The organism is Alistipes provencensis (assembly GCF_900083545.1).
GTDB lineage: Bacteria > Bacteroidota > Bacteroidia > Bacteroidales > Rikenellaceae > Alistipes > Alistipes provencensis.
Genome location: NZ_LT559262.1, coordinates 1,690,561 through 1,717,182 on the forward strand (window position 1 = coordinate 1,690,561; position 26,622 = coordinate 1,717,182).

At 60.8% G+C, this 26,622-nt stretch carries 18 protein-coding genes and 1 tRNA gene; 7 read left to right on the forward strand and 12 right to left on the reverse strand.

Annotated features, from left to right (window positions below; translation table 11 throughout):
- Window positions 1-3: 3 nt before the first annotated feature.
- Complete coding sequence (locus BN5935_RS06695) at window positions 4-879, forward strand: glycosyltransferase family 2 protein (protein ID WP_064975434.1); 876 nt, start codon at window positions 4-6, stop codon at window positions 877-879.
- Window positions 880-887: 8 nt separating this feature from the next.
- The gene (locus BN5935_RS06700; RefSeq protein ID WP_064975435.1) at window positions 888-1,850 is read left to right on the forward strand and encodes a stealth family protein; all 963 of its coding nucleotides are present in this window, start codon (window positions 888-890) and stop codon (window positions 1,848-1,850) included.
- Window positions 1,851-1,876: 26 nt separating this feature from the next.
- Here BN5935_RS06700 and BN5935_RS06705 read toward each other — a convergent pair whose 3' ends face one another.
- The gene (locus BN5935_RS06705; protein WP_064975436.1) at window positions 1,877-2,710 is read right to left on the reverse strand and encodes a glycosyltransferase family 2 protein; all 834 of its coding nucleotides are present in this window, start codon (window positions 2,708-2,710) and stop codon (window positions 1,877-1,879) included.
- A gap of 984 nt (window positions 2,711-3,694) precedes the next feature.
- Window positions 3,695-4,435 (reverse strand): RsiV family protein, encoded by a 741-nt coding sequence (locus BN5935_RS06710; protein WP_064975437.1) that lies wholly within the window; start codon window positions 4,433-4,435, stop codon window positions 3,695-3,697.
- Between the two features lie 139 nt (window positions 4,436-4,574).
- Here BN5935_RS06710 and BN5935_RS06715 point away from each other — a divergent pair.
- Window positions 4,575-4,649 (forward strand) — tRNA-Glu (locus tag BN5935_RS06715).
- Between the two features lie 200 nt (window positions 4,650-4,849).
- The gene (locus tag BN5935_RS06720) at window positions 4,850-5,365 is read left to right on the forward strand and encodes a hypothetical protein (RefSeq protein WP_235821033.1); all 516 of its coding nucleotides are present in this window, start codon (window positions 4,850-4,852) and stop codon (window positions 5,363-5,365) included.
- A 198-nt stretch (window positions 5,366-5,563) separates the two neighbouring features.
- On the opposite strand, the gene hpf is transcribed toward BN5935_RS06720, so the two are convergent.
- Window positions 5,564-5,860, reverse strand: coding sequence for a ribosome hibernation-promoting factor, HPF/YfiA family (gene hpf, locus BN5935_RS06725; protein ID WP_064975438.1), 297 nt, complete (start codon window positions 5,858-5,860; stop codon window positions 5,564-5,566).
- Between the two features lie 22 nt (window positions 5,861-5,882).
- Window positions 5,883-6,785, reverse strand: a complete 903-nt coding sequence (locus BN5935_RS06730) for a tyrosine-type recombinase/integrase (protein ID WP_064975439.1) — start codon at window positions 6,783-6,785, stop codon at window positions 5,883-5,885.
- Between the two features lie 203 nt (window positions 6,786-6,988).
- Between BN5935_RS06730 and BN5935_RS06735 the strand changes: the two genes are divergently transcribed.
- The 3 genes from BN5935_RS06735 (at window position 6,989) to BN5935_RS06745 (ending at window position 10,391) form a co-directional block, all read left to right on the forward strand.
- Window positions 6,989-7,573, forward strand: coding sequence for a flavin reductase family protein (locus BN5935_RS06735; protein ID WP_064976865.1), 585 nt, complete (start codon window positions 6,989-6,991; stop codon window positions 7,571-7,573).
- Entirely contained in the window at window positions 7,570-9,072 is a 1,503-nt protein-coding gene (locus BN5935_RS06740) for a polysaccharide deacetylase family protein (protein ID WP_147625783.1), read from the forward strand. Before BN5935_RS06735 ends, BN5935_RS06740 begins: the two co-directional genes overlap by 4 nt.
- A 125-nt stretch (window positions 9,073-9,197) precedes the next feature.
- Entirely contained in the window at window positions 9,198-10,391 is a 1,194-nt protein-coding gene (locus tag BN5935_RS06745) for a purple acid phosphatase family protein (protein WP_064975440.1), read from the forward strand.
- Window positions 10,392-10,442: 51 nt separating this feature from the next.
- Here BN5935_RS06745 and BN5935_RS06750 read toward each other — a convergent pair whose 3' ends face one another.
- From BN5935_RS06750 to BN5935_RS06785, 8 genes are read right to left on the reverse strand one after another with little or no spacing between them, the layout of a single operon-like run.
- Window positions 10,443-12,374 (reverse strand): glycoside hydrolase family 97 protein, encoded by a 1,932-nt coding sequence (locus BN5935_RS06750; protein ID WP_064975441.1) that lies wholly within the window; start codon window positions 12,372-12,374, stop codon window positions 10,443-10,445.
- A gap of 13 nt (window positions 12,375-12,387) precedes the next feature.
- Window positions 12,388-13,920: a glycoside hydrolase family 16 protein gene (locus tag BN5935_RS06755; protein WP_064975442.1), complete on the reverse strand. Its 1,533-nt coding sequence runs from the start codon at window positions 13,918-13,920 to the stop codon at window positions 12,388-12,390.
- Window positions 13,921-13,933: 13 nt separating this feature from the next.
- Entirely contained in the window at window positions 13,934-16,774 is a 2,841-nt protein-coding gene (locus BN5935_RS06760; RefSeq protein WP_147625784.1) for a beta-L-arabinofuranosidase domain-containing protein, read from the reverse strand.
- A complete protein-coding gene (locus tag BN5935_RS06765) occupies window positions 16,771-19,239 on the reverse strand; it encodes a glycoside hydrolase family 2 (RefSeq protein ID WP_064975443.1) in 2,469 nt (822 codons plus the stop codon). Before BN5935_RS06765 ends, BN5935_RS06760 begins: the two co-directional genes overlap by 4 nt.
- Window positions 19,240-19,247: 8 nt before the next feature.
- Entirely contained in the window at window positions 19,248-19,772 is a 525-nt protein-coding gene (locus tag BN5935_RS06770; RefSeq protein ID WP_064975444.1) for a fasciclin domain-containing protein, read from the reverse strand.
- Window positions 19,769-21,193 carry a sialate O-acetylesterase gene (locus BN5935_RS06775; protein ID WP_064975445.1) on the reverse strand — a complete coding sequence of 475 codons (1,425 nt, stop codon included), beginning with the start codon at window positions 21,191-21,193 and terminating at the stop codon, window positions 19,769-19,771. Before BN5935_RS06775 ends, BN5935_RS06770 begins: the two co-directional genes overlap by 4 nt.
- 6 nt (window positions 21,194-21,199) lie before the next feature.
- Window positions 21,200-24,031, reverse strand: coding sequence for a glycoside hydrolase family protein (locus BN5935_RS06780; protein ID WP_235821034.1), 2,832 nt, complete (start codon window positions 24,029-24,031; stop codon window positions 21,200-21,202).
- 1 nt (window position 24,032) lies between these two features.
- Window positions 24,033-26,606, reverse strand: a complete 2,574-nt coding sequence (locus BN5935_RS06785; protein WP_064975446.1) for a glycoside hydrolase family protein — start codon at window positions 26,604-26,606, stop codon at window positions 24,033-24,035.
- Window positions 26,607-26,622: the final 16 nt, after the last annotated feature.

The following is a 26,622-nucleotide window of genomic DNA, read 5'->3' on the forward strand; positions in this document are numbered from 1 at the left end:
CCGATGGAACCGAAAATCAGTGTTATCATTCCGGTCTACAACGTTGAGCCGTTTCTGGCCCGGTGTCTGGACAGCGTGGTGGGGCAGACCCTGCGCGATATCGAGATCATCTGTGTCGACGACGGAAGTCCCGACCGCTCGATCGACATCCTGAACCGCTATGCGGCCGGGGATGCGCGTATCCGCGTGATCTCGCAGGAAAACCGCGGACTGGGCGGCGCCCGCAACCGCGGGTTCGATGCCGCGGCGGGGGAGTTCATCCTCTTTGTCGATTCCGACGACTGGATCGATGCGGCCTACTGCGAGCGGCTCTACGAAGCGGCCCGGGAGGCGGGGGCCGATGTGGCGTGCGCCTCGATGCTGAAGATACGTCCGTCGTATTCGAAATGGACGATCCGTTACACCGAGCGGCAGGTGGTTGCCGATGCGCAGGAGAAATTCCGCATCTGCCGCTGCCCGCCCGATTTCTATGTGATGAACAAGCTCCTGCGCCGGGAGATGCTGCTGCGGCTGGGGCTGCGTTTCCGCGAACGGGTCTGCTACGAGGATGTCGAATACACGATGCGCGTGCTGTGCGAAGGCGGGAACGTGGTGACGGTGCCCGACGTGGTGTACCGATATGTGGTGAACGCCACCTCGATCACCAAGAGCCGCCAGACACCGAAAAAACAGCAGGACAAATATCTGGCCCATAAGGCATTCGCCGACTATATGGCGGCGCACGGGTTGCATCTGGATGCGCGGTTTCGTCACATCACCCGCCGTACCTACGACCGTTGGGGAATCACATGGCTGAAACTCAAGGAGTGCGGCGACCGGCAGACTTTCCGGCTGTTCGACCTGATTCCGATCTGGTGGCGGCGCGCCGCCGACAAATAAACGAGGCTATGGAGATTGATCTGGTGTACCTCTGGGTCGACGGCAACGACCCCGTGTGGCTGGCGAAGAAGAATACTTACCTGCCTGCCGACAGGCAGGTGGACCCCGAAGCGGCGGGGGAGTGCCGTTTTGTCGAGAACGACGAACTGCGCTATTCGCTGCGTTCGGCGGAGCGTTATGCGCCGTGGATTCGCCGCGTCTACATCCTGACCGACGACCAGACGCCCGCGTGGCTCGATACGTCGAACCCGCGTGTGCGGGTGGTTTCCCACCGCGAGATCATGCCTGCGGAGATTCTGCCCGTCTTCAACTCCTGTACGATCGAGCTGTTTCTGCCCCGGATTCCCGATCTGGCCGAGCATTTCCTCTATGCCAACGACGATATGTTCTTCAGCCGTCCCGTCGGTCCCGGCTTCTTCTTCGATGACGCGGGACGCCCCGTCGTGCGGCTCAAGAAACAATCGCTGAAACGGCACGACGACGATATCTACTGCCACACGATCCTGCGCATGCAGGAGTTGGTGCGGGCCCGCTGCGGCCGTTGCTCCGAACTGGCGCCCCATCATAACGTCGACGCCTACCGCCGCAGCGATTTCCTCGCCGCCCTCGAGGTGTTCCGCGACGAGCTGGCGCCCACGGAGCACCATCGTTTCCGCTCGCGCGACGACTGGCAGCGTTCGCTGGTGCTCTACCATGCGCTCGCCCGCGGGGAGGCTTCGCTGCGCGAGGTCACGCGGTATAACAAGCTCGAAACCCCCGTGCAGCGGCTTCGCGCCCTCTTCGGCGTCGGCTGCGGGAGCGACTCGCGCTGCATTCCCGCCTATACGCCGGATTTGGATGCGGTGATGGAGAAGTACGACCCGTCGCTGTTCTGCCTGAACGACGACGCCCGGATGACCGATGAGGACCGGTTCCGGGTACGACAATTCCTCGGGAGGTTGTTTCCCGAAAAATCTTCGTTCGAAAAATAGAGGAATAGGGTACTCCGGCAGGAGAATCAGCCGCCGACAACGACGGCTGCGCCTTTTCCGGCATAGGTGATGCGCGGCGTCAGGTGTCGGTCGAGGCCCTTTTCGCAGCGCATGCGGTGTTCGCGGATGCTCTCCAGATAGCGCAGTTCGTTGACGGCGCAGTTGTCGCGGGAGGCTTTGTCGTGGTGGAGATGGAACGCGACACCTTGGAACTTCATGCGCCGCTGCTGCACGCCGCTGTTGTTCAGGCGCAGTCCCAGTTCCGTATCCTCGTACCCCCATCCTTCGAATCCCTCGTCGAATCCGTTGACGCGGATCAGGTCCCGGCGCCACAGCCCCAGATTGCAGCTTCTGGGCGCCTGCGAGGGCGCGATCATGCGGTAGACGATGGCCATGATGGGTACGCGCATGACGTTGTTGCTGTTGCGCACGCCCTTGGTCAGCGCCGTCAGCGAGGTGATCTCGCCGCTGAGGACCTTCTCGGTCAGCATTTCGGTGATGATGCCGCGGGAGCCCGAAACGTAGCAGCCTTCCCGGGCAAAGAGAATGTGGTCCTGAATGAAGTTGCGCTGCAGGATCAGATCGCCGTCGACATGGATGATGTAGTCACCGGAACTGGCGGCGATGGCCTTGTTGCGGATGGCTGCGACCCGAAATCCCCGGTCTTCGTGCCAGATGTGGTGCACGGGAACCGGTGAGATGTTCTGGAAGTGCCTCACGACGTCGCGGGTGCTGATGCCCGACCCGTCGTCCGCGACCAGAATCTCGGAGGGCATGACGGTCTGCTGCATCACGCTGTCGAGACACAGGTAAAGCGCCCGCGGCCAATTGTAAGTAGTAATGATCAACGATACAGTCATCGTACTGGTATAAATTGGTTAGGTTGTAGGGTAAGGCACTGTTGAATCCGCAAAATCTCTGCCGGGATTTTGCGGAAAATCCTGTTTGCAATAGAGGCTGTCGAAATCATTCGGCAAAAGTAGCAATTTTATCTGTTACGAACAGCATATAACAATTTTATTCTTTAAATGCCGTATTTCCGAAATACTGCATGCTTTCCGGCGAAAAATCTTTCGGATTATCGCCGGAACAGTTGTTGACGTTGATTATCAAATACTTGTATTTCGCTGATGCAGGGTGTTATTAAAAAATATCAATAAATTTGAAAATTATTTTAATAAAAACTTGCAAGGTCTGTTTTTTCGCCTTATCTTTGCAGCGAAGTTTTAAGGTTCATTTAGGTTAGTAGTTTTAGGTTGGTGAGGAAACTGTGGAAGAGGAACTCCGGTTCTGATTCCGGGTTTCCTTTTTTTTATTCCTGTTTTCCGGTGTCCGGGCATTTCGCCCGATGCGGTTTTCCTTTGTTTGCTTTTGCCCTTTTTCTGCGCTGTTTTTCCGGATCTCGCCCGGTCGGATGTTTATTTTGTGCCCTTTTTTGCAACCTCCCCGGGAACAGGCATTTCAACTGGTTTTTCAACCGGAAGTGGCTTATCCATAATTGCTTGCGAGAACGTTAGCTTAATCGGGTAAGTGAATTTGTCGGTTATCCAATGTTACCAAATTGTTAAATATATTTAAGATATTCATAAAATATTTGCATAAATGAAAAATGCCCCTTATCTTTGCAGTGAAGTTTTAAGGTTCATTTAGGTTAGTAGTTTTAGGTTGGTTGAGGAAATCGGCAGGTTGCAGCGGAAGATCCGTTGCTAAGACTTAAGAACGGTACTCGTTCGATGAGTCGAATACCTCCGATTGAACCTCATTTTTGGAGGGGGTGGTTCCCCGCCAAAAAAGAAGGTCCTAGTCGGGAGACTCGGACCTTTTTTCATTTCCGGCCGGCGTCCTCAGAGCCCGGCCAGCTCTTCGCGGGTCACCTCCACTTCGACGCCCCCGAGCGCATAGCACCCTATTTCATACGGATTGTAGTCGAAAACGATGCTTTCGGCCGTGACGCGGAAGTTCTCCGTCGGGCCGATGTATTCGGGGAAGAATCCCGCGGCGGACAGCCCTTCGTCGTCCCGGGCGTCGTACTGCTCGTAGAGTTTCCGGCGGATCAGCCGGTCGAGGTTGTCCAGTTGCGTGTCGGTGAACAGGTCGGCCAAGGTGATTTCGTAGCCTCCGGCGAGTGAGTAGACGTAGTTGAAGCTGCCGTAGATGCCGTGTGCGCCGCCCGTGTAACTCGACCGCGTGATGGTGTAGGTGACGAGCGTATCCACGACGGCGCCCTCGGATTCAGCGGAGATCTCGTATTCCATGCCGGCGGAGCCTGCCGGCAGGCTGTCCGCGAGGTAGGTGTCGGCGATCTGGCCGATCGCGGCGGCGGCAGCCTCCTGCGCCGTGCCGGAGAATGCTTCCAGTTCGAAGAAATAGCCGATATTCGCCCGTTCGATCGCTGCAAGGGCGGGGGAGTCTTCGGTGTTGAGGATCGATGCGAAGCGGTATTCGATGTTGCAGGCGATTCCGTTGCGTTCGACGAGCGTGTCGGTGGCGGCGATGCCGAATTCGGGCTGTACGGGATGCTTCGTGCAGGAGACGACAGCGGCTGCTGCGATGGCGGCAAAGAGCGTTGAAAGGCGGATTTTCATGGCGGAAAGGATTTTATTTAGTTTAAAGATAGTCAAAAAGTGGGTTTGGAGGGCCTTTTGCGAAAAAAAATCGCAGTTTTCGGCGGAAAATTTTGCAGATTTAAAAGAAGCCCTTATCTTTGCACCACAAAACTGAACCGGTGGATTCATCTAAGGGTTAGGATACATGCCTCTCACGCATGACATAGGGGTTCGAATCCCCTATCCACTACCAAATCGGACGGCTGCACGCGAGTGCGGCCGTTTTTTGCATGTGTCGTATTCTCTTTTCTTTGTTCCGGATTTCTTTCGTTGATGAAATACGCTGTTTCGTCGGTAAAATGCGCTGATCGGTTGAATTTATTTGCCGTCGTCATTCCCGGAACCTAATTTTACGGCGACTGGAATTTTGGGATTCATTTTAATTTAAAGACTATGAAGAGATTAATGTGCCTGACCATGGCTGTTGCCATGACCATGGGCGCTGCATTCCTTGTGGGTTGCAGCGACGACGATGACAACGGAAAGCATGCTGCGCCGACGCTTACGCTCAAGGGCGGCGACATCAAGGCGGTTCACGAGATCAAACCGACCATGTCGGTGGTGGTGGACGTGACGGCGCCCGCCGGAATTTCCGACCTCACGGTGAAAATCGAGTCGCCCTGCCTGACGGCCGAGGTGCTCGGCGAGCTGGGTCTGGCCCAGACGATGAGCTTGGTGAACCCGGCTACGCCGGAGATCGCTGCTGGCCTTAAGGGGCTCGAGTTTCCCGTGGGCGACGATGTGAAGAACAAGACTTCGCTGTCGATCAACATTTCGCAGTTGGTGCCGCTGATTGCGGTGATCTACAATCAGGATTCGAACCACAATTTTGTATTGACGGCTACCGATGCCGACAATCAGAAGAGTGTCGAAACGCTGAAATTCCACCTGACGCCGGTGGTACAGTAGTATTATCCCGTGCCGCCGGAGATCCAGCCGGCCGGGGTATTCCCGGGACGAGACCCGCATGGAGCGGGGTGGTGAGTAGGTCAGGTAATTTCGTCCCGGGATTTTTTTGTCCGCTCCGTTCCTGAAAAATGCGACGGCCGCCTTTTCAAGAGGCGGCCGTCGCGGCGTTCAGTTAGTTAAGGTTAAGGTTGGTGGGGTTTATTTTTCAGTTTTCGCTTTGAATTTCTCCAACTGGCGCTTCAGGGCGTCGATGGCTTCGTCCACCGACTCTTCGAAGGCTTTCGACTGGTGGCAGGCCACCAGATCCTCGCCCGGCATGTGCAGCGTGATGGTTGCGAATTTGTTTCCTTTTTCGTGGTCCTTATCGAGTTTGAGAATGACCTCGGCTCCCGTCGAGCGCTCCGCAAAGCGGTCCAACTTCGCCATCTTGGCATTCACGAATTCGACCAGCCGCTTGTCGGCGTCGAATTTCACGGATTGAATCTGTACGTTCATAGCCTTATATTATAAAAGTTAATCACTCGCCACCCTTTTCACGGGGATGGGCTTTTGCATAAATCTCCCGGAGCTTGGCAATGCTGTTGTGCGTGTAGACCTGCGTGGCCTGCAGCGAAGCGTGCCCCAGAAGTTCCTGTATCTCGCGCATATCGGCTCCGCTGTTCAGCAGGTGTGTTGCGAAAGTGTGTCGCAGCACATGGGGGCTTTTCTTGCCCTGAACGCCTGCCTTGTCCAGCTCTTCCTGCACCGTCCGGTAAACCGCCGTCCGGGATATGCGTTTTCCTTTGTGTGTTAAAAATAGCGCTTTTTCCGGTGAAATGCAAATATTTTGCCGCTCAATTAACCCGATGTAATGCAAAATCTTTTCGCGGACGAACTCCAGAATGGGCACGATGCGCTCCTTGTCGCCCTTGCCCCGGATGCGCAGCGAGGTGAAATCGTCCGAAAAATCCCCGCGGTCGATGCCGACCAGTTCGGCCAGCCGCAGGCCGCAGGCGTAGAAAAGCAGTACGATGAGCGAATTGCGCTCGCGGATGAAATCCTCGCTGTCCTGTTCGCAGTCGCTGACGATGCCGCTCATGCGGCTTTCGGGAACGAACGCCGGCAGGCGGCGCGAGGTTCGCAGCGACGCCACGGGCTGCGTCACGTCGCGGCTGACGACGCCCGTGCGCAGCAGCCAGCGGAACAGGGCCCGCAGTGATGAGATCTCGCGGTTCATCGAGGCGGCGCTCAGGTGTCCCTCCTCGGTGCGGAAGATCATCCATTCGCGGATATCCTCCGTGGTCACCCGGCGCGGGTCGAAATCCGCGTCGCCGACCCCCAGCCACGCGAGGAACTGCTCGACGTCGTGGCGGTAGTTGCGCACGGTGAGCGGCGAGTAGCGGCGTTCGGCCTCGAGGTATCGGATGAAATCGGCGAGCATTTGCGGTAAAGATAAGGAAAAACCTTTACCTTTGTACAAAAAAGGAATATACTTGACGACACGAATCGGCTGCTGAGAACATAATCTCCCTCCCTGAGGGAGGGTTGGGGTGGGGTCAGATTTGTAAATGACGCCGCAGGCGGCAAGAACGGCAGTCGACAGCGACTGGTATGTGGAAGTATATGATTGTCAAATCGAATTTTATGAAACAGAACTGGAAACCCGGGACCGTATTGTATCCTCTACCGGCGGTGCTGGTGAGCTGCGGCGCTACGCCCGAAGAATATAACCTGCTGACCGTGGCATGGACCGGTACGGTCTGCTCCGCCCCGCCGATGTGCTATATTTCGGTGCGTCCCGAACGCCACTCCTATGAAATTATCCGCCGCACGGGCGAGTTCGTCATCAACCTCACGACGCGCCGGCTGGCGCGTGCCGCGGACTGGTGCGGCGTACGTTCGGGCCGCGATTACGACAAGTTCCGCGAGATGGGCCTCACGGCCGTTCCGTCGGAGCGGATCGCTGCGCCCGTTGTCGCCGAGTCTCCCGTGAACATCGAGTGCCGTGTGCGGCAGGTGCTGCCGCTCGGGACCCACGACATGTTTTTGGCCGAGGTGGTCGGGGTGCAGGCCGACGAAGCCTATATCGACCCCGGGACGGGGCGTTTCTGTCTCGAACGCGCCGATCCGATCGTCTATTCCCACGGGGAATACTTTGCGTTGGGCGAGGCGCTGGGTCATTTCGGCTGGTCGGTCCGCAAAAAGAAACCGGCGCAGAAAAAACGGTGATTCTCACGAATTTTTACTATCTTTACTCGATGAAGCGTCATTCGAAATCTCTCCTGCCGTTCGCTCTTGCCGCTGCTGTGGTGCTGGCGGGATGCATTAAGATGCCCAAGGGCGGCGAGACCGATACCGGAGGTCCGGACGGTCCCGATTTCCCCCCCCCCTCTGCGGCGGAATATCTCTATCCTTTCGGGGATGAACCCCGTCATGTTACGGCCGAACTGACGCTTACGTTCGCTCCGGAGACCGACCTGACGGACGCGGAGGCCGTCATTCCTCCCCTGAAATACAACAAGTCGCTGCTGGTGCTGCTGACGCAGGACGACTGCAAGCAGGCGGCTTTCTCGACCACATGGGCCGCGATCAACGGCCGTCCCCTCTCCGACACTTATTATTATACGGCAGCCCACCTGCGCGGCGGGGATATGCCGCCCGACACCTACGGCTTCGGCAAGACGCTCGGCTCGACCGACGGCACGGGCCGCGAGGTGCGTTTCGCCTTCTCGACGACCCTCTCCCCCGAATGGGAGTACATGGATGCCGAAGCGACGGTCAAACCGGGTTATACGGACAATTACTACCGTTTCTTTATGCAGAAGGGGCTGATGTGGGGCGATGTCCGGGAGATGCTCAGCTACGGCGTCGGTATCGCTTTCCACGACGTGAATGTGGACAAGGAGTCGAAGAACCTCCCCGACTCGATCCTCCGCCATTACGGACTCTCGCAGGATATTATCCTCGATCGTCTTGCGGGCCGAGGCTGCAAGATGCTGGCCGAGCCCGACGGCAATAAAACCTATGTCACGGCGGCGATGAGCTACGATCCCATCCAGTCCATCGTAGAGCAGTCCGGGGGCGAAACGCTCCGGCCCTTCGCTGTGGAGGATGATTTGCTGAAGACGGCGTTCAACCGGGGATTCTGGAAGCCTAAGGAGATTCCGGAGGTGATCGAGGCGCAGTTGGCGCTGCCCGCGGAGGAACGCGAGGCGGTCAATATCGGTGTGCACGGCACCGACCGTTCGTGGTCCGAAATGCTGCTGTGGCTCAACAATACCTATGGTAAGGACGGAAGCGACTGCGTGTGGATGCCCTCGTTCGAGGAGTATTTCGAATACAACTACCTGCGCCGCCATGCCGTGCTGACCCAACGGGTCGAGGGGAACACCCTGCACCTGACGGTCAGTCTGTCCGGCGGACTTTATTTCTATTTTCCGTCGCTGACGGTCAACCTCCGGGGTGTCGATCCCGCGGCGTGCACAGCCGTCGAGGGCGGCGCGACGGTGACGGGGCTCTCGTGGGGAGTCTGTGCCGAGGCCGTGGGGGACGGCGAGGTGCTGGCCCTGAACATCGACTGCCGCCATGCCCTCGCGGAACATGCCGAACATTTCGTGGAACTGTACGAAAAGCACTCCACGGCGGCCAACCGCGCCGATGCCCGCTGTTTCGTGGAGATGCTGAAAGATTCCGAGCGCAAACAGGCGCTTCGGAGGCGGATCGAATAGACGGTGCAAGCCGGGGAAAATCGGGCGTACTTTTCGAAAAGCACGCCCGATTTTTTGCTTTCCGGCGCCGGATTCTGCGGAATATTCCGTACCTTGCATGACGCGATAACCAACACTTCTCGATAATGAAAAAACTGTTTTTTGCGCTGATGGGGCTGCTCTTTTCACTGGCCGCCGCCGCGCAGGATTTCAAGATCACGCACGGCCCTTATCTCTGCGACATGACTCAGGACGGCGTCACGGTCGTCTGGACCACCAGCAAACCGGCCCTTTCGTGGGTCGAGGTAGCGCCCGACGACGGGCGGAGTTTCTACGCGCAGGAGCATTCGCGCCATTACCAGACCGTTGCGGGCCGCAAGCTGGCCGACAGAACTCTCCACGCCGTGCGCCTCAAGGGGCTGCAACCCGGCACCGATTACTGTTACCGCATCTTCTCGCAGGAGGTCACGGCATGGCCGCAGCGCGGCAAAGCCACTTACGGAAATGTCGTGGCGAGCGATGTTTTCCGCCGCAGGCCCTATCCGTTCCGGACCTTCCCCGACTCGGGCGCCGACTGTTCGTTCATCATGCTCAACGACATCCACGGCAAGGCCGACTACATGAAGGACCTCTGTAAGAAGATCGATTTCAGCAAGGTGGGATTCGTGGTCTTCAACGGCGACATGTCGAGCAGCGTCGAGAGCGAAGAACAGCTCTTTGCGGACTATATCGATGCGTCGGTGGCGCTGTTCGCCTCCGGGACGCCGATCCTCTTCAACCGCGGCAACCACGAGACGCGCGGTGTCTGGTCCGACCGCCTGATCGACTGTTTCCCGACCCGCAGCGGAGAGTTTTACGGGATTTACCGCTACGGCGACGTCTGCCTTTTGGTCCTCGACTGCGGGGAGGACAAGCCCGACAGCGACGTCGAATACTACGGGCTGGCCGATTACGACGCCTATCGTGTCGAGGAGTGCGAATGGCTGAAAAAAGCCGTCCGGTCGGATGAGTTCCGTTCGGCTTCGGCGCGGATCGTCCTGCTGCATGTACCCCCGACGACGGGGACGTGGCACGGGAACGTCCATCTCAACGAGCTTTTCATGCCGGTACTGAACGGGGCGGGCATCGACCTGATGCTCTGCGGCCACGAACACCGCTATTCGTTCCACCCCGCCGGGGAGCGGGGCGCGCAGTTCCCGATCGTAATCAACGACAACAAGAGCTACACCCGCTGCGACGTTTCGGACAGCCTGATCCGTGTGCAGATCGTCGGCCCCCGCGACAAGGTCGCCCACACGCACGAATTTCCGCTGAACCGCGCGGCGGTCGATCCCGAATAGGATTTGCCGGTTAAAAACGAAAAACGCCTGCGGGAAACAGGCGTTTTTTCGTTATCGGCGGGTGAAGCGGGCGACAGCCCCTCCGTTCCGGGGCAGGTCGAGCGGGAGCAGGTCTCCGGTTTCGACGGGTCGTTCCGTGCGGCGGAATCCCTCTTGACCGTTCTCTTCGAGCAGGGTCATCGTGTACAGTCCTTTGTCGAGAAAATCCAGTTCGAACGTCTCCTGTGTGGCTTGTGCGGCTGCGATGGACAGGTACCACGTCTCTCCGTCGCGGCGGGCAAAGGCGGCCAGACTGCCCACACGGCTCTGCGGCAGCACGACGGTTTCGTTCCAGCAGACGGGCAGTTCGCGCAGGAATTCCAATGCCGGGCGGAGGCGCTCCTCGCGGAAAAGGTAAAAGGGATTCTCGGCCAGCGTCATCAGCGGCGAGGTAATCAGGTAAGCGCAGGCCAGATGCTGGACTGGAAGAACATCGCCGGGCATCGAAAAGCCTGCGGGCGTGTAGTCGGCGGGGCCTGCCACGCAGCGGGTGAAGGGCAGGGCGGCGTTGTGGGAGGCCGGGATGTTCTGGTTCTCGTTGCCCGGGACATGGGGACGGTCGGCGACGGGAGTTCCCGCGGCCTGCATGCGTGCGAGGTAATTGGCCGTGATCCGGTTGAGTTCCATGCCCCGAACCCCTTCGCGGGTGAGTTCATTGGGGTAGGTGCGTATCTCTCCCGAGGGTTTCTGGCATCCGTGGAAATTGATCAGCAGACGGCGGCGTGCGGCGTTTTCCAGCACGGCCGTCGTGAAGCGGATCTGGCGGAGTCCTTCGCCGTTCATGAAGTCGATCTTCAACCCCCTGACGCCGCAGTCGGCCACGCTGTCCATGAACGAGCGCATCTGGAGATAATCCTCTGCCGGGTCGTTCAGCTTCTCCCAATGCCGCCATACAAAGAGCCCGACACCTTTCCCGGCGGCGTAGTCCGCCATTTCCCGGAGCGTTTCCCATTTGTCCGTCAGGCGTTCCCACCCCTCGTCGAGCGTCGAATATTCATACCCCATATCGGCTGCCAGATCGATGACGGCCCGTTCGCCCTCGACGGTCATGTAACGGCCGTCGATGTTGCTCCACCAGCTCCAGAGCGACCGTCCGGGGCGTATCCACGACGTGTCGGCGAAGAGTGCCGGGTCGGGCGCCGGGCTGAGGTTGGTGACGATGTCCGTGTTGACCAGTTGGTCGAGGTCTTCGGCGACGATCAATACGCGCCACGGCGTGGTGACGGTGTCGCGGAGGTCGAAGCCCTCCTTTTCGGTGAAATCGGCGTGCAGGCTGCCGTCCTTGCCGGCGCGCAGACGCATGCCGCTGTATTCGTAGAGTGCGGCCTCGGTGACCATCAGACGGAGTCCGTCCGCAGTTTCGTAGAGCAGCGGCATGGTCTGTACGGGGCCCTGCGAGGATACCGTCGCCAGTTCCGGGGCCGGGGCCGAAGTCCACTCACCGGCATAGGTCAGCAGTTTCCACGCCGAGTTCCGCTCGGCGAACCAGACCCGGCTGTCGGCGGGCAGCCGCCACTCGGCCGCCTCGCCGCCGACATGACGGACACCTTGGCCCGGAAGGATGAATCGGTAGGCGAATCCGTCGTCGTAGAGCCGTGTTTCGAGGGTATAGGCATATCCCGTGGGACGGTGCGTCACCTCCCAGACATATTCGCGGGCATGGTCGCGGGCGAGGTCGTGTACGCCCCGCACGGGGTAACTTTCGTTGCGTTCGCGGCTTGCCGCAAGCCGGAGCGATACCTCCTCGAAGGTGTCGGCCCCGTCGATCGTGACGCCCAAGGCCGAGGTGTCGCAGACCATCCTGCCGTCATACGACACGGTGTAGGCCAGGGAGCCGTTCGGTGTGGTGAAGACCCCGGCGGAGAGTTTTCCTGCGGGGGAAGTCATCCTCCCCGACGAGCATCCTGCCAGCAACAGCAGGCATCCCGGTATCCAGTATTTCATCTTTCGGTCGTATTTATCGGGTTACACAGAGGAAGTTGCGCCCGGCGCGGAAGCGCCCGAACGAGGAGAGTTCCCCGGTTGTCGAGGAGAAGGCGACGCGTCGGATAACCTCGTCCGAATAGCCCTTCTGATTGATGTACCACCCCTGCGTGGCCGAAGTGTTGCCGTTCTCGTCCAGATTGGGGTAGAAATAGGGTTCCGTCGCTTTGGCGGCATCGGCCACCGGAGCGCACCATACGCTGATGGCATCCTTGTCGTATTTGCCGCGGGCGGCTTTGGCCGTGATGCGGCAGACGAGCAGCGTCTTTTCGTTGTCTTTGACCAACTGTTTCCCCTGTACGACCGAGGCGGCCACCTTGCTCGACGTGAGGCGCGTGATGCCGGTCAGCAGCGATCCTTCGGCGTCGACGATCACCTTGCCCACGGGGGCGTTGTCCGTGTCGGTGAAGGTCAGTGTCAGCTCTTCGCCCGGTTTCTTGGTGATCTCCGTGCTGAAATAGATGCAGCCGTCTTCGGCAAGGCTGTAGGACTTGTCGAGCGCAATCTCGGCGCGGGCCTCTTTGAGGTCGGTGTCGGGTACGGGGTCGAGCAGCGCCTCGGGCTTGTAGATGCGCACATAATCCACGGCCATCCAAGTCCCGTCGGCCTCTTCGTCCACGAGCGGCGACCAGGCCGAACCCCACGGGATGTTGGCCAGAATGATGTGCATTTTGTCGCCGTTGTAGCCGCCGAGGTAGTTCCAGTCCTCCTGCCCGTATTTGCCGTAGGCGCGCTGCTCCTCGAGCGGGTTCCACTCGGGGGCTTTGCCCACGCCCGTGTAGTACTGGTCGGGATAGGTCTTGCTGGTGGTGCCGCGCCAGAGCTCTTCGCCGTCGAGGTAGTAGATCATTTCATTTTCGCCGTACCACAGTCCCCAGACGTGGTATTTGTCGAAATCGTGGTCGACGGCGATCCCGGCGGCGATGTCGCACTTGTTACCGTTCTTGTCGAGGGCATAGGGATAGGTTTTCCAGTCGTGGTAGGCCAGATGGCCGTTGCCCTTTCCGGTACGGACATCCTTGCGGGCCTCTACGATGTCGACCTCGTATTTGTTGCACCATGTGTTGTTGGGCGGTGTCTTGCAGGCGAGCCAGAAAGCGTTGTTCACGCCCGACGACTCTCCCGAACGGAACCGGCATTCGATGTAGACGTTGTTCTCCAGCGGCTCCTTGAGGTAGACATAGCCGGCGATCCATTTGATCTTCTCGCTGCGGTCGACCTTGCGGACGTTGAGGCGCAGTTCTCCGTCGCGCACCTCCACGGCCTCGGGACCGCGGCTGGTCTCGTGCTTGATGTTGTTCGGATTTTCCGAGGCCCAGATGTCCCAGTTCATCTTTCTGCCGTCGAACTCGTCCGAGAAGAGCAGGCGGTAACTGCTCAGGTCGATGGTCTTGTAACCCTCCTCCCCCGGCCGGGGCGGAGCGGGAGCCTCCGGAGTCCCTTTGGCGCAGGAGGCCAGTACTGCGAAATGCAGTGTTGCGATGAGCAGAAATGCTTTCAGTTTCATAAGTCGGTCGGTTTTAGTCTTTCGATAGTTTGAACGCTCCGCTGCGCACGAGCCGGCCTTCGGTGGTGACGCCCGAGAGTTCGATGACGATCTGCCGGGCATCGGCCGGGACGGGAGCGGTGAACTCGAAGGGGTAGGAGGAGTCGTTCAGCGCCTGCGGGCGTCCGCCGTCGATACTGTAGGTCATCGATACGTTGCGGAAGCGGCTGTCGTCGTCCTGCAGGTAGATGTAGCAGGTCTTCAGCTCCCGGCCCAGATTGAGGAGCATCGCCCGGGCGCGTCCGAATTCCAGTTCTCCGTAGTCGTGGCGCCATCCTTCGGGGTCGCGGTCGGTCAGTTGCTGCTGGAAACGGGGACGAATGTCGACGCCGCGGATGATGAGGGCCGTGATGCCGCCGGGCGATACCTCGATGCGGGCTTTGCCGTCGGTGACGGTCACTTCGCCTGTCCGCCGGTTGTCACGCCATACCTCGGCCGTGAAATGCTTTCCGGCGAGCATCGGCAGCAGTTCGGGATTGAACGTGATCTCGGAGGAGACCGCGCGGGTGCTCTGGTTCGTGAAGGCCGCCAGCAGTTCCCCGTCGCCGCGGGCCGCGAGGTAGTTCAACTCCACGTCGGAAGTGTTGAGCAGGCGGCGGGGCATCCAGAGCCAGACGTTTTCCCGGTCGTAGAAGCGTCCCGGTCGGCTGCCGTAGAACTTGGCCTGCAGGTAGCCGTAGCCCTCGATGTAGTCGCCGCGGAAGGCGATGGCGCCCTGCGACTTGTTTGCCGCATCGGTCACCAGATAGTCGTACAGGACCGACAGCAGCGGGAACTGGTGGTTGTAGTGGAACGAGTTGACGCTGATGCTGTCGTGCGGGCGCAGCGGGAAGTCGGGTTTTTCATAGGCCGTCGTGCGCTCGGTGTTGATGTGGTAACCCGGGAAATTGGCATAGCGGCCTACGATGGCGCTGCGGGCGATGTCGCGGAGGAACCCATCGTCCGTGAGGTCGGCGATGCGCAGCATGTAGGGGGCATGGTGCGCCATGAATACCGCGCGGTGGCCGATGCAGGTGGTCGAACTCTCGGGCACGAGGCCGATCTCCGAGAGCCGCCATGCGGGGACGCTCTCCTCGGGGCAGTGCTGCCGGGGGATGCCGCGGCTCTTGAGGTACCAGTACCACGGGGCCAGACCTCCCTTGTTGACCGTGACGTTCTCCTGCGGGATGGAGGGGACCATCCAGACGAACATGGCGTATTCGCGGGCCCCTTCGTGGGCGGCGTCGAGATAGCGCCGCTCGCCGGTCTCCTCGTAGAGTTCCAGCAGGTTGATGTAGAACGGGGCGTAACGGTTCCAGAAAAAGGCGTTCTGGAATTTTTCGGGCTGCGTGCGGATGAATTTTTCGATATAGGCGTCGGCCTGTCTCTTCGCGTAGTCGAGGTATGCGGTTTCCCCCGTCGCACGGTACATCTCCAGTGCGTCGTACCAGTTGCCGCCGGCTCCCGGCGTGCGTTTGTCGGCGGGTTTGCGCTTGTAGTATTTCTCCTCGGCGAAGTGGCGCAGCACGGGGCTTTTGCCGCCCGACAGACGATAGAGCCCGGCCAGTTCGCTGATGGGGGCGCAGGGACCCGCCAGTTCGCGCGAAGGCGACTGCACCTTCTGCGTCGTGTCGAGGCAGAAGAGCGTGTTCTTGCGCGAGAGCATGTACTCGACGATCGGGTAGGCCCGGCGGCGGTAAAGCTCCTCGTCATCGGCGACGAGGGCTACCGAAAGCGGGTTGAGCGAGCTGACGTTCTTCGTCGAACCCGGCACGTCGGTCGAGTAGGAACATCCTTTCAGGCTGTCGATGAAGTTGCTGTAAGGACTCAGCGTGTAGTCGATGATGTTGTCGATGGAGTTGTTGAGTGTCGAGATGTCGTTGCTGCGGTAGTCGTGGAAATCGTAGAGGTTGCGCGCCATGGTCTGGAAGGTGACGTTCAGCGGATTCGCTTCGACCCACAGCCGCATGCGGAAAGCGAAGGCATTGCCGGGCTCCATCTTCGATCCGATGTGTCCCAGCACCGGGGCGAAAAGCATCGGCTGGACCTTTCCTTCGGGGTTGTGCAGGGCCACGCCGAAACGGTTGTTGTCGCGCGTGGGCAGGGGCTGGAAGGGCATCTCCCGGCTGTCGGCCGCAACGCCTGCCGTGGCGCCGCCGACATGGATGAGCGTGGCGGGAATCGGACAGGTGAAGGCCAGCGACATGTAGGACTGCGAGGGGAAGATCCGCCGCTGCCAGACCATCGGCTGCCACAGGGTCTCGACCCGGCTCAGGTCGAAGGCCGGGGCGCCGAGGTATCCCACCGAGTAGTAGCCTTCGCACTTCGGGGTGAACCGGAACTCCATCGACGGTGCCGAGCCGTCGACGGCCCAGACGCGGCATTCGAGTGTTCCCCACGCCGAGGCGGGGTAGCTGAAGCGGATGGTGTCGCCCGTTATTTCGGCTTTCGAGGGGGTGAAGTCGGCGAACGGAGCCGCAGCGAAGAGGTCGAACGTGCGGCCCTTGACCGATCCGCTCACCGAATCGTCGATGCCGTCGCCGCCCATGTTTTTGCTCTGTTTGATCTGTGCGATGGCCTTCTCCGGCGCGAGGTTGTCGGCTATCCACGAAGGGGCGAAAAAGCGGCAGTCGGGCAGGGTGCGAAGCTCCATTTTCGGGTCTTTGTCGGTCCGGAACAGGCGGAAGTCGGCGCGGAATGTGAACCGTGCTTTGCCGTTCGTGACTACGACGGAGCCTTTCTGCAGGGTGGCTGTCATCTGCTGCGGCTCGCGGGGTGCGGCCTGCAGGGTCAGCGCCCCGGCCATCAGGCCGGCCAAGAGGGTGATTCGTTTCATCGTTGCAGGGTGTTAACGGGATATACGGGGCTCCAGTCGCTGGCATAGCCGTAACGAAGCCGTTTGCGGATGCGCAGGTAGTGCTGTGCGCCCGGTTCGACGACGGGCAGGTTGCAGGCGCCCGTTACGGTGGTCAGGATGTGCCGGTCGAGCTTGTCGGGGGCGAGGCCGTATTCGAATTCGTAGCAGAAGTCCCCGAAATCGCAGGCATACCCGATCTGGATATTCCCGCCCTCCTGAGTCAGGTGGCGGATGACGGGCGGCAGCTCGGCGGCACGGGTCCGGACCCGGACGGTTTCGGCGGCAGGAGTCTCCCCGGCGTCGTTCACGGCGACCAGCCGGATCTGATATTCTTTGCCGTATTCCAGTTTCGGAAGTTCGATGAATCCGTCGATGGTCGGATCGCTCCGGTGTTCGGGCCGGTCGGTGCCGTAGCGGACATACCATTCGTCGGCCGTGAAGCCGCGGTCGAACCAGATACGGATGATCTCCTGCCCGCTTTCGGTCCGTGTGACGGTCGGAACGGCGGGTGCTGCGAGGCTCTGTACGGCGTCGTGTACGGCGTAGCCCGTCGGGGTGACGAGTTCGGCGCTGATTCTTGCAGCCCCGGCGGTCGGGAGGGGCAGTTGCAGGCTGAACGGTTTGTCGCCGGGACGGATGACGGGCAGCGGCTGCACGGCGCGTTGCAGCGTGTCGCCGTTGATGCCGAGGGCACTGAGGCGCACGGTATACCCCTCCATCCGGAAAGCCGGCAGGTCGAGCCGCCCGCGCGGAGTCAGGGCGATGTCGGCGCCGGCGGCGGTGAGCGTCAGGCCGAACGCGGCGAGCGGGGAGTTCTGGCGCTGGAGCTCGCGGAAACCCCGTTTTTTGGTGCCGTAGACGTCCACCACGCCCCAAGGCCGGTTGCCCGTGGCCGCCGTGCCGCTGTCGCGGTAGTTGGTGCGGTAGTCGTTGAAGGTCCAGACCGAGGCGCCGATCAGGTGTTCGCGGCCCCGCATCGAGGCGACCATCGCGGCATAATCCGAGAGGCGGTTGTTCGGGTCTTCGTTGTTGGCCTTGGAGCCGTACTCGCTGTAGAAGATCGGTTTGCCCGGATAGCGGCGGTGCACCTCGTCGGCCCGTTCGCCGTGGGCGCCGTATTGGTTGAAGAGGATCATGTCCGACAACAGCACCGGTTCGTCGTATTGCTTGGCCGCCGTGTGCGTGACGTAGACCGCCAGACGTGTGGAGTCGAGCGAACGGATGCGGCGGAAGGCCGAGGTGAGGTAACCCGCGATGTCGGGGTTGTCGCTCAGGCGGCCGATCTCGTTGCCCGCGCTCCATCCGATGATGCAGGGATGGTTGTAACGCTGTGTGATAAGTTCCGAGAGCCAGCGCATCGGCACGGGATGGTCGGCTTCGACGTAGTGGTTCTTGTTCCAGAGCGGGATCTCCTCGAAGATGAGCATTCCCTTTTCGTCGAGGTAGTTCAGCACCTCTTTGGGCAGGGCCAGATGGCTCAGCCGTGCCATGTTGACGCCGCAGCTCTTCATCCGGTCGATGTCGCGGCGGTAGATTTCGGGCGGCAGCGTGTTGCCGTGGAACGGGTCGTAGGGAACCCAGTTCGCGCCGTTCAGCCGCACGCTCTCGCCGTTGAGCAGCAGGCGGTAGCCGTCGATCTCGATTTTGCGGATGCCGAAACGTTCGGTGACGGGCGTTCCGTCGCCATAGGTTGCCGTGGCTGTGTAGAGATGCGGGTGGTCGAAATCCCACAGCCGGGCCTTGCGGATGCGGAGCGGGATGAGTACCTCGCCGTGTCCGGCGGCACGGGTCTCACCCCGGGCCACGATACGGCCTTCGGGATCGGTCACCGAAACCTTGACGACACCTTGCTTCGAGCCGTTGAGGAGGACTTTTATGCCTATCTCGGCGCTGCCTTTTGGAAGGTCGGGCTCCGCGCTGACGAACAGCCCCTCGATGCGTTCGCGGGGCACCGTGCGCAGGGTGACCGGACGACGGATGCCGCCCCAGTTCCATGTAGCGCCCAGCTTGAAGCTGTTTTCAGCGCGGACGACGAGCCGGTTCACGGCGCCCGGCTCGATACGGCCGGTGATGTCGAACCCGAAGGCGGTGAATCCGAAATCGTGGCTGCCCAGATGCTCGCCGTTCAGCCAGACGTCGGCATCGGCGTAAATGGCTTCGAAATCGAGCAGGATGTCGTATTCCGCGGGCTTCTGCGGCAGGACGAAGGTCGTGGCGTACCATGCCGCACCCGTATAGTCGGCGTATTCGAGGCGGGTGTTCCAGCATCCCGGGACCTCTGTTTCGTCCCATCCGCTGCGGTCGTATGCGGGTGCGTACCATGCCTCCCGGAGACCTGCGTTCAGCGGGTCGGTGCGGAAGCTCCATCTTCCGCCGAGCGGCGTTTCCGCAGCTACGGCCGGAAAGCAGCAGCAGAGCGTAAGCAGTGTGAGCAGTCGTTTCATGGGCGGCGTCAATATCTGAGCAGTATTTTTACGGGATAGAAGATGATGTTGCCCGATTCGAAGGATTTGTCCAGACGGACCCGGTTTCCCTGCTTGTCGGTAAGGTATACCTTGTCTTTCTTGACCGTTACGGTCAGCGGATGGCTCGGGAAAAGGGTGTAGAGCGTCTGCCCGTCCTTGAATGCTTCGAGCGTGTATTTCCCTTTGATGATGTTGTATTTTAGGGTATTGCGCAGGCGCGGGGGATTGCCGTTGGCCGAACCCTCGGTGCGGTAGTAGACCTCGATGGCGGTGTTGTCGGGGACGATCACCGTGTATTTTTTGCCGTCGGTCAGGTAGTCGGCGAACGAGTCGTCGCCCGTGTACATCGCATACATGCGTTTGTATTCGGTGACGTAACGTTCGTATTTTCCGTTGTCGGTCCGGGAGAGCTGTTGCAGCGCTTCGCCGCCGATCTCTCCGGTCTGCTGCGCCCGGGCCGGCAAGAACGAGCAGAGTAGCGCCAGCAGGGTTGTGATCGTGAAGGTTTTCATCGTGCTGTGGTTTTAGGTTCCGTATCGAAGGTGAAGGGCGGCAGCGGAAGGCCGCTCTTGTGGTAAACCGTGAGGGTGTTGACGTTGCCCCAAGCGTAGCGCACCCCGGTCGGGGCCGGTACTTCTGCGGAGGATAGTTCCAGCGTATTGTCCCGGATGCGCAGGTCGGCCTCATGCCAGTTCCCCTCCGTATCGCGCAGCTCGAATCCGGACTCCCCGCCGCGCAGGGCGAGATCGCCGCGGATGCCGCCGACAGGAATTTCGACCCTGCGGCCTTCGACCGTGGCGGGGCCGGGCAGCGTCAGGGTTCCGGGCTCCTTGCTGCCGTAGACGAGGCTTTCGGCTGCGGCAGCGAAACGCATTCCCACGGGGTATTTGTTCTTGGGGTGGATATTCTCCGTATCGCCGCAGTCGGCCGTTACGACCAGCGCCGTGTGGGGAACCGTGCGAGCCGTATTGAGCTGCGACTGGCGAAGGCGGGCCCAGCGTTCGCCGCTCTTGTCGCCCGGAACCCGGTAGGAGGGGAGCTGGGCGAAAATGAAGGGCAGGCTGTCGTTGCCGAAGAAGCGGCGCCAGTCGGCGATCAGCCCCGGGAACAGGGTGGCGTACTGCTCCGGAAAATAGCCGTTGCTCTCGCCCTGATACCAGATGACCCCGCGCACGGTCAGGCCGCGGAAGCGGGCGAGCATTTTTTCGTAGAGTACCGAGGGATTTTTGTAATGGCTCCCGATCCCGTCGTAAATCTTCCCGACGGCAGCCTTCAGCGCCGGATCGGATGCGAACGCTTCGGGGCTGATCCATGCTTCGGCCGTCGAGCCGCCGTGCGAACAGTTGACGATACCCACCGGAACACCCAGTTCACGGTGCAGTTCCCGGGCAAATAGGTAAGCTACGGCGCTCCAGTCGTAAATGCTGCGTCCGTAGGCTCCCGACCAAGGACGGTCTTCGGTGTCGAGCAGCTTGCCGCCGCTGACGATGTTGGCCCGGTAGTAGCAGCGGACGTCGGAGTAGTCGGCGTCGCGGATCAATGCGAGCCGGTCGTTGAACTCCATGCCCCGGACCTTGAAGGCCATGTTCGACTGGCCGCCGGCCAGCCATACTTCGCCTACCAGAATGTCGCGGATCGTCAGTGCCTCGTCGCCGCAGCGGACCTCCATCACCCGGTTCCGGCTGCTGGCTTCCAAGGCCGGAAGCGTCGCCCGCCACATTCCCTGCGCATCGGCTTTGGCCGTGACGGTGTGCCCGGCGAACGAGACCTCGACGGTGCTTCCGGGTGTCGCCGTACCCTCCAGCGGGAGCGGCATGCCGCGCTGGAGCACCATGCTGTCGCAGATGTAGGGCGCCGTAGCGAGTTTCTGGGCCTGTACGCCAAAGGCGGCGGAGAGCAGAAGGGTCAGAATGAGAAGACGGATCGGTTTCATGGACGTCTATTTTTCGAGTATGAGGGTTTCCCATTCCCTGACGGAGCCGTCCTTCTTCCGGGCCGAAGTCCGGATTTCCAGACGTGCGGCGTCGGTCGGGAAGGTGAATTCATAGGGATACGTCGTCGAAGAGAGGCGTTTGCCGTTGACCTCAGCCGTTGCCGATGCGTATTCCGTGTCGCTGATGTTGAAATAGATGTAGGCGTGGCAGTCGTCTTTTCCCGTGTTGAGCACCATGCAGCGCACACGGTCGTCGCCGCTGGCCGCATAATCCTTGCTCCATGCCTCGGGAACCGCCAGAAGACGCTGTTGGACGGCAACTTTCGGCCGGACGCCTTCGATCTTCACGGCGGTCAGCGAGTTGGGTTTGACGGTGACTTCGAATTCACCTCCGTGCGCGTCTTTGCACGAGCCTTCGGGACTCAGCAGGCGGACTTTGCAGGTTGTGTTCCGGCCGATGCCCAACCGTTCGGTGTCGAGTCGGACCGTGGAGACGACCTCGCGGTCGCATTGGTTCGAGAAGGCGAGGTAGAGCGCATCCCCGCCGCGGGCGGCCACATAGTTGAGTTCGATGTCGGAACTTTCAGCCAGTCCGTCAGGCATCCACAACCATGCCTGCTCGCCGTAGAACTCGCCCGGGCGATGTCCGTAGAATTTGCTTTGCAGGTAGGCGTAGGCTTCGATGAACTCGTCGGGAAACCGGATTGCGCCCCGGCTGCGGTATAGTGCGTCGGTAATGAGGTAGTCGTAGAGCAGCGATACCTGCGGCATGATGTGGTTGTAATGGAACGAGTTGACCCCTAATTCCTTGTGTCCGCGCAACGGATAATCCTCCTTTTCGTAGATCGTCGTGCGGGCCGTGTTGATGTGGTAGCCCGGGAAGTTGCGGTAGCGTCCGACGATGGCGTTCTTGGCGATCAGGGCTAGGAAATCGTCACCCGTGTAGTGGGCCAGTCGTACGAACCAAGCGGCGTAATTGGCCATGAAGATAGCGCGGTGTCCCGTGCAGGTCCCCGACGATTCGGGGGTGAGTCCGATTTCGGAGAGTCGCCACGCGGGGGTCTCTTCCCGCGGGGCATCCATGCGGGCGTGTCCTTTCTGTTTGAGATAGGCGTAGTTCGGGGCTTTGCCGTCGGGGTTCACGACGATGTCTGTGTCGGGAACCTGCGGGCAGTACCAGATATACTGGGTGTAGAGCCGTGCGCCGCGGTGAGATGCTTCGAGGTAACGCTTTTCGCCCGTCGTTTCATAAAGTTCCAGCAGGTCGATCCACTTGGGGGCGAAACCCGTCCAGAAGAAGAAGCCTCCGGCCGCAGGGTCCGAGAAATCGGACGCCGGGGTGTCGATGCGGGCTGCGATATAGGCATCGGCGCCGCGCATGGCTTCGTTCAGGTAGGCTGTGTCGAGCGTGGCCCGGTAGAGGTGCAGGGCGTTTTTCCAGGTGCGGCCCTCCTCCCGGACATCGAGGTTGCGCACGCGGCTTTTGCCGTATTCCTGTCCGGCGAGGCGCACGAGGAACGGGTCTTTGCGCTGGAGGATGTTGTAAAGTGTCGTCAGTTCCGAAATGGGGGCGCAGGGGCCGTCGAGCTTGCGCGACGGGTACTGGATGCGCTGCGTCGAGTCGGCCGAAAAGAGGAATTTCTCGCGTGAGAGCATGTATTCCAGAATGGGGTAGGCGCGTTTTTCGTAAACGGCTTCGTTGTCGTTCAACAGGGCGATTTCCAGCGGGTTGAGCGCCGAGACATTCTTCACGGCGCCCGGCACGTCGGTCGAGTAGGCGCATCCCTTCTGCTCGTCGATGAACCAACTGTAGCGGCTCATCGTGTAGCCGATGATGTTGGAGATGGTGCTGTTGAGCGTCGAAATGTCGTTGCGTCGCAGGTCGCGGAAGGCGTAGATGCGTTCGGCGGTGCGCTGTACGGCATCGGTCGTGTTGCCTTTGCAGGCGAACAGCAGTGCGTTGAAGCGGTAGATGTCCCCCGCTGTCATTTTCGACTCCGCGCCGCCCGGAACGGGGGCGAAAAGCATCGGTGCGGCCTTGCCGTCGGCCGTGCGGAGCGCGATGCAGAAGCGGCTGTTCTCGGCGGTGGGCAGCGGGTTGAAGGGAAATTCCGTGGGATGGGCCACGATGCCGCGGCTTACGCCGTCGGTGGTGACGAACGCCGACGGCACCGGGCAGCGGAACGCCAGCGTGGCATAGCTGCGGTCGGGGAAGCGGCGCTCCTGCCAGATCATCGGCTGCCACAGCTCCGCGACGCGTGCCGTATCGGTCGCCTCGTAGCCGGTGAACCCCACCGAATAGTAGCCGCCGGCCTTGGGCCGCAGCGTGCAGGAGAGCATCGGGCAGCCCGACACGGAGTCGACGCCCAGTTCGGCTTCGAGTGCGAAAAGCTCGTGCTCGGGGTAGGTGAAGCGGATTTTCCCGTCGTCGGCAACAGCCCCGGAGGGGTGCATTTCGATATTCTCGCCGATGTTGAAGAGCGAGAAGGTGCGGGATTCGACGGCTCCTTCGAGGATACTCGTGTCGAATCCGTCGCCGACTTGGTCGTCGGTGCGCTCGACACGCCGGGCGTCGCCGCTCTCCGAACGCCATGTTGCGGCATTGTACAGCACGTTCTCGATCCCTGCCGGACGCATTTTCAGCTCCGGGTCGCGGGGCGTGCGGATGATTGTGAAAACCGGGACATAGCTGCTCTTCGTGCCGTCCGTCCGGAAGGTGATCGTGCCGTTGGGTGCGACGCCGACATTGCCGTCCGCCGCCGGGAGGTGCATCGACGGGCCGCAGCCTGCCAGCCATAAGGTTGCGGTCATTGCCGCTGTCATCAATCCGTATTTCATCTTATTTGCGTGTTATTTCCCATAGTTTAATTCCGAATCCGTCGATCGTGCAGGGTGTCGCTTCCGTGTCCGAGAGCCGTTCGGTTTCCGGTGTCAGGGCGCGGATATGGCCGATACCCTGCCAGCCGAGTTTCGTGACGTCGAGTGTGATCCGGCCTTGGTTTGCGTGGGCCGAACTGCCCAGCAGGACGACATAGAGCCGCCGGCCGTCGGTCGAAAGCGCCGTCAGGCAGTCGAGGTCGGGACACCCCGTGCGGACGAGCCCCGGGCGGAGGATCAGGTCGGCTTCGTGTTTCCCGATGCGTCCGGGGGCGAACCCCGTGATGCGCTGCGGCCCGACCTTGGGAGTCACGAACCCCCGGGGAAAGGCGATCAGCCTTTCGCTGCGGCATTCGGCTTCGCTGAGCAGGTAGTCGACGATCCATCCCAGCTGCCACCAGGCATGATGCGGGAAAGGTCCCGGGCCGCGGTCGAACTGCGACCAATAGTAAGTGGCGATCTTCGTGCCGGGGTTGAGGAACTCCTCCCGGGCGATGGCTGCCGTGCGTGCCAGATCGGCGAAAAGACTGTCGCCGGTCATCGCCGCCAACCGGGTATAGAGTCCGCAGTGGCTCGTCAGCAGGATGGGACCGCTCTTGGTCGCTGATCCCGTGCTTCCGCCGTGTTCGAAACAAAGTCCCGTCTGACTCAGTTGCCAGTCGCGCAGTTCGCGGCCTTTCAGCCGGACGGGAGCATCCTCCGAGCGTGCGTGGGTGTAAATGGAGCAGGCGTAGAGGCGTGCCGCGCGGACGGCCGCATCGAAATAACGTTTATCCCCGCTCGCTTCGTATGTTTCGAGCAATGCTTGGGCGCTTTGCACGGTGGCGAAGTCGTTGATGAAACGGGCATCGCCGCAAACGCCGAGGAACCGGCCCCGGTCGACGGCATGCGCGACATACCAGTCGGCACCGCGGAGCGCCGCATCGAGGTATCTCCGTTCGCCCAGGATGCGGTGGGCGACCAGCAGTCCGTAGAACGTGGGACGCAGGTCTTCGAGGTCGGTGAAGAGCGCCTTGCCCGTGAGTTTGTCATAGGCCACGTCGAAACTGCCGTCCGGATGTTGCAGCGAGAGCAGCAGATCGGCGCCTTCGCGCAGTTTCTCGCGCAGCAGTGTGTCCTGCGGTTCGAAGAGCAGGATGTTGCCGATGTCGATGAGCGTGTAATAGGTGATGCCGATCGGTTCGATGTGGCTGCCCCACTCCTCGACGAATATCCCCTTTTTCGACAGGTAATACTGCCCGAGCGCCGCTCCGCGGTTGCGGTCGCCGTGCCCGCCCTGCTGCATGAGTTTGAAATTGCGGATGTAGGGCAGGCGTCCGTAGCGGAGCAGACTGTCGCCGGTCATCGCCGCAAGCATCCACACCGCACCGGCGTCGGCGTTCTTCATGGCATCTTTCTCCGAACCGACGACGCTGCCCAGATAGGCCTGCGCGCCGATCTCGACGCCTTCGCAGCGCTCCGTGCGCCAGAGCGAGAGCGAATCGTCGCAGACGTAGCGGTAGATCGCCTCGATCCGGTCGGTGAGCGAGAACCGGGAACGTCGCAGGGCGAGTTCCTCTTTCAGCCCGTAGATGTCGTAAACGGCATGTTTGAAAACCGCGTACCAGTCGGCGCGTCGCAGGGTGTAACGGAATGCGAAACGGGTTTGGCCGCCTGCTTCGAGCCATGAACCCTCTTCGCCGAGCACCGGGTGCCAGACCGTGGGGCAGAGCCGTCCGTCGCGTGTCATGTGCGAAAGTCCCGTGCGCCAGCATTCTCCGTGCGTGCGCCGGTCGTTCTCGTAGGGCTTTCGGTCGTAACCCGGCTCCGGAATGACGGCCAGCGTGAGCCCCTGCCTGTCGGTCAGCAGCGAGGCCATTGTGGTCACGGTGTTTTCGTTGCAGACCACCGGCAGGTGCGGCAGCCCCTGACCATACATATAGGCCAAGTGAAAATCGGGTTCGATAGCGTCGCCCTGAAAGAATCCCGGAACGCATCCCCATGCCAGTTGTTCCTCGGGGAGCGTGGCCGTTGCCGGGGTCGAGAGCGAATAGTAACCCGCCCGCGCGGCGGTGAAAGTCGTCCTGACGCACAGGTCGCCCGGATGGGCCGCGTCTGCCCACCATTCGGCCGTGAGCCGTCCGGGTTCGCCCGCGGCTTCGAAACGGAGGGTGTCGCCGTTTCGGTGCATCTCCTCCGGCACGAGCCGAAAGGCTTCGCCCGCACGGTTCAGCGGCACGGAGGAGGTTGCCTTGCGGTAGCTCGGGGCGATGCAGTGGAAACGGTCGATGTCGAAGCACAGCGTGTCGCCGCCCCGGTTGACGACAATTTCTCCCTCCTTCGACGGCGCTTCCGGTGTGTAGAGCACGGTGTAACTGCCGTCAGGAATACCCCAGATAAACGTCTGCCCGCCGTCGCGGAGCTCCATTTTCCGGGGCTTCCAGCCTTCGCTGCTTTTCTGCCATGAAATGCCGATCCGGGAATCGCCGATGCGCGGACCGCTTCCGAAGAGGGTCAGCGGACCGAGGAGGGCGAGTATGCAGAGTGCTTTTTTCATCGTTGCGGCTGTTCGG